5 protein-coding genes are annotated in these 3,901 nt (G+C 28.0%); all 5 read right to left on the bottom strand.

The genetic code is table 11. The annotated features are described in order from the left end of the window. Positions 1 to 1,827: ATP-binding protein (locus tag M8044_RS02280; RefSeq protein WP_273585437.1), on the bottom strand; the 1,827-nt coding region annotated here is incomplete at its 3' end. Between the two features lie 42 nt (positions 1,828 to 1,869). After that, positions 1,870 to 2,160: an HU family DNA-binding protein gene (locus tag M8044_RS02275; protein WP_273585436.1), complete on the bottom strand. Its 291-nt coding sequence runs from the start codon at positions 2,158 to 2,160 to the stop codon at positions 1,870 to 1,872. Further along, complete coding sequence (locus M8044_RS02270) at positions 2,138 to 2,416, bottom strand: hypothetical protein (protein ID WP_273585435.1); 279 nt, start codon at positions 2,414 to 2,416, stop codon at positions 2,138 to 2,140. Before M8044_RS02270 ends, M8044_RS02275 begins: the two co-directional genes overlap by 23 nt. A 139-nt stretch (positions 2,417 to 2,555) precedes the next feature. Further along, complete coding sequence (locus M8044_RS02265; RefSeq protein ID WP_273585434.1) at positions 2,556 to 2,885, bottom strand: single-stranded DNA-binding protein; 330 nt, start codon at positions 2,883 to 2,885, stop codon at positions 2,556 to 2,558. 220 nt (positions 2,886 to 3,105) lie between these two features. Beyond that, positions 3,106 to 3,732: a sigma-70 family RNA polymerase sigma factor gene (locus M8044_RS02260; RefSeq protein WP_273585438.1), complete on the bottom strand. Its 627-nt coding sequence runs from the start codon at positions 3,730 to 3,732 to the stop codon at positions 3,106 to 3,108. Between the last annotated feature and the right edge of the window lie 169 nt (positions 3,733 to 3,901).

The raw sequence follows: 3,901 nt of genomic DNA, 5'->3' as shown, positions 1-3,901 counted from the left end.
ATCGATTATTTCTTGGTTTTTATCTTTAATCGTTTGTTCGTATTTGTCAGGTGTTTGGTTTAAAGTGATTAATTCTTTTTCAAATTGGGAGATTTTATTTTCTTGGTGGATTTTAGTTAATTGCTGATTAATATCATTTAATTCCGATTGGATTTGAGAATAGCGACGATTGTAATAGTTAATTCCGTTTAAACCATCAAAGGTATAGCGACATTCAATTCTAGTTTCGTCTTTGGGTTTATCTAAATATTGATTGAAACCTTGACGCCATTGAGCGTATTGATTTTCACAAGCTTCTCTTCTTTTTTTAACTTGATTGTAATCAGGTTTTATTTTTAATTTCAAATTTAAGACTTCTTCGATATCAGAAGGTAACATGACTTCGTGGGTTTGAGGGTTTTGTTGAGCCCATTTAGCCGTTTTTTTGTAAGCTTCTTCGATGATGGTCGTTAAATCACGATTAGAGAGGTTTTTGTCTTGACATAATTGGGTAATCTCTTTTAAAGCTAAGAAAGTATGATAACTAATTTGATAAGGGACAATAATATGTTTTAGATAACCTTCAATTTCATGATCTTTTAAATGACCGATATAGATTTCTTTACTAAAACGACTGCGTAAAGCGGAATCAATTTTGTGAAGATTATTCGTCGCTCCCATTAAGACAATTTTTTTATTACTACTATTAAAACCATCTAATTTATCTAATAAAGTATTAATCACATTGACTCCTCCTGAAGAAATGTTGGAATCATTACGATTTTCTAATCCTTCGATTTCATCAATAAAGATAATGGTTTTATCATGACTTTCTGCTTCTTGCCAAACTTTATCAACTTCTTTTTCCCCTTCGCCGATATATTTTTGGCGGAATTTAGCAGGAATTAAATTAATAAAATGGACATTAGCCTCACCACAAAGCGCTTTGATTAAAAAGGTTTTTTCTGTTCCTGGTGGACCATAAAGTAAATAACCTTTAGGGCGGACTTGATCGAAGTTAATTAAAGATTGATTGGTACGAAAATAAGTTAATAAGTCTTCTAATTCTTCTTTTTCTGTTTCCATACCATAAACGTCTTTAAAGGTGACTTTCTTTTTAGTGTGAGGAAGCGGTTTATTTTCTTTTAAATGATTTAATTGAGTTTGTAAGTTTTTCTTTTGTTTTTCAAAAGCTAATTTTTGATCAGTTAAGAAAAGTTGAAAATCCTTGAAATTTTTTAATTCAGTTTGATTTTTTTGATATTCTTTTTGAGTTTTTAATTCTTCAATTCTTTTTTGATTAGCTTCCACATAATTAAGCGCTTGATTTAAGTGGGAAATTTGTTGTTGGAGGTTTTCTTGGGTTTGGAGTTGAGCTTTTTCTTGCGCTAATTTTTCTAGTTCTTCTTGTTTTTCTTTTTGATTTTGGTTTAACGCTTTTCTTTGTTCTATTAAATTATTTACTAAAGTTTGTTGAGTTTGTTGTTGATTTCTTAGCTCTGTTAATTGTTGTTGTTTTTGGGTTTTAATGATCGGAGGTAATTGAGGGTTATTGGTTAATTCGGTTTGAAGAGTTTTAATTTTAGTAATAATGTCGGTTAAAGTTTTAACATTTTCATCAATTTGGGTTTTTAAGATGTAATCTTGTTGTTGGAGTTCTTGGATTTTGGCTTGTTCTAATTTGATTTGGTGGTCGATCTCTTGTTGTTGTGTTGATGAGGGTTGTTTATTTAATGTTGGGTTTTTAGTTGGTGGACGAGAATGAGTGATGCCAAAGATTAATAAAATCAAGAAACTTAAACTCAATAATCCGATCAAACTCAGATAAATTTTTTTATTTAATGTCATGAATAACCTCCTTTCTTAGGTGTTTAAAAGAAAATAATTGGGTTATTTTAAAATTAAAGTTTTCACTTGGTCTTTGATGGTTTTGGATAATTTAAAAGTGACTACGGTTTTGGCAGGGATTTTTAGTTTTTTCTTTGTTTTCGGGTTTCTACCGATGTAGGCTTTTCTTGATTTTAGTTTGAATTTACCTATTTGAGGGGATAAAATAACCTCTTCATTGGTAGTGATTGCTTCGATTAAAGTCTTTTCGAAGATATGATAAAATTCTTCTGTTTTAGTTACGGAAGTTTTGTTGGCTAAAGCCATTTTTTTAATTAATTCTTTTTTTGTCATATTTTGGGTTCTCCTTTGATATTTTGTTTTTGAGTTGTTGGATTTTTTCTTTCATTTCTTGGACTTTTGATGTGAGTTTTTGAGCTTGGGATTCATGTTCTTGTGCTTCTACTAGGTTTGCTTGAATTACAGTTTTTAGATATTGGGTTGTTGCTTTATATCGTCGTACTGCTGATGTGCATTCTTGGGACCATTTTTCATACTCTTTGACTTTTGATTTTAATTTTTTGATTTGGTTTTCGATGTCTTTTTTCATTTTGTCTCCTTTATTTTTTTATTTCTTTTGGCGTCCTTACCAATTTGTTGTGTTTTTTGCCAATAAAAAAACCCCTTTTGAAAAGGGGTTAGATGATTAAGTTTATTTGGTTGTTATTGAGTTTTATGAATTGATTGTTTTAAAAAGGTAAATTTTCTTGAGGTTTATTATCTAAAAAGATCACGTTTTGAAGAATAACTTTAGTGTTGATTTTGGTTTGACCTTCATTATTCGTATATTTTTGGATAGATAAAACTCCTTCAAGATAAATTTTCGAACCTTTATGTAAATATTTCTTCATGTTGTCAGCTTGTTTTCGAAAAGCGACACAGGGGATGAATTGGGTTATCTCTTTGTTATTAACCGCTAATTGAAAATCGATTTTAGGAATTTGTTCGTTGTTTGAATTGATATATTGTTTTTCTAAATCATGGCTGAGACGGACGATTAATTGAACTTTATTTAACATATTTTATTTTTCCTTTTTTTGATATATATATTCTTTTTTATTTATTCATCAATAAAATTTTTGAAAACGAAGGTATTTAACGACTATTTGATTTTTGATGTTGGAATCGTTTATTACTGTTGTTTCAAAAATTTTATACTTGATTTTGATACAAAAAAAGATTACTTTGAAAGTAATCTTTTTTCTTTTTTTATTGTTTCAAATAACTAGTTTAACGTCATTACGGACGAACGATAGGTTTTAACGTTTTTTTTAATTTTTTGATAGCGATGTTTTTAATATTTTCTACTTGTTTTAAAGATAAATTAAGTTTTTCAGCTATTTCCGTGTTTTTATAACATCTTTGATAATCTTCGTTGATATTTCCTAAAGGAACACCAAAACTTAAATGGATAATTTTGAATTCGTTTTCACTTAATTTAGTTTTCATTTTTTTTAAAAAAATTTCATGATTAACTTGTTTTAACCATAATTGATGGGGGTTTAATTTATTTATTTGATATGGTTCATATTTTTCTTCTTGAAAAGAAAGATTATTAGTTTTATGATTTTTTTGGGGGATTGAAGGAGAATGACTTTTTCTAATAAGTTCTCTGATTTCCGATTTTATGGTGGGAGTGGAGTAAGTGATAAAGTCATAACCTAAATCTTCGTAATTATCCAGAGCTTTGATTAATCCTAAAATCCCTTCTTGAGATAAATCTTCTTTAGTTAAAACTCGAGGATAATATTTAAATTGATAAGTTAGTTTTTTGACTAAAGGTAAATAAAGTTCAATTAATTGATTACGAATTTCTAAATTCTTTTTATTTTTTAAAAAATCTTTAAATAATTCTTGTCTTAATATTTAATTCCTTTCTAAAAACGTTTTTTAGAAAAGATAAGAAATTATTTTTTTAGTCTTAGAAAAGAAAAAAAGACTAACTTAATAGTTAGTCTTAAAGAATTTTTAAAAAATAAAAAGTGTCTAAACTTTTGGAACACGGCAGTTACATTAAAAAAACCTCATTTTGATG

This window comes from Columbia Basin potato purple top phytoplasma, assembly GCF_028595955.1.
In the GTDB taxonomy this organism is placed as follows: domain Bacteria; phylum Bacillota_I; class Bacilli_A; order Acholeplasmatales; family Acholeplasmataceae; genus Phytoplasma.
This window is presented reverse-complemented; position numbering and strand designations above follow the sequence as displayed.

Bases quoted from the DNA above. Each gene is read 5' to 3' on its own strand.
- M8044_RS02275 (WP_273585436.1), bottom strand. From the start codon at position 2,160: ATGACAAAAAAAGAATTAATTAAAAAAATGGCTTTAGCCAACAAAACT.
- M8044_RS02270 (WP_273585435.1), bottom strand. From the start codon at position 2,416: ATGAAAAAAGACATCGAAAACCAAATCAAAAAATTAAAATCAAAAGTC.
- M8044_RS02265 (WP_273585434.1), bottom strand. From the start codon at position 2,885: ATGTTAAATAAAGTTCAATTAATCGTCCGTCTCAGCCATGATTTAGAA.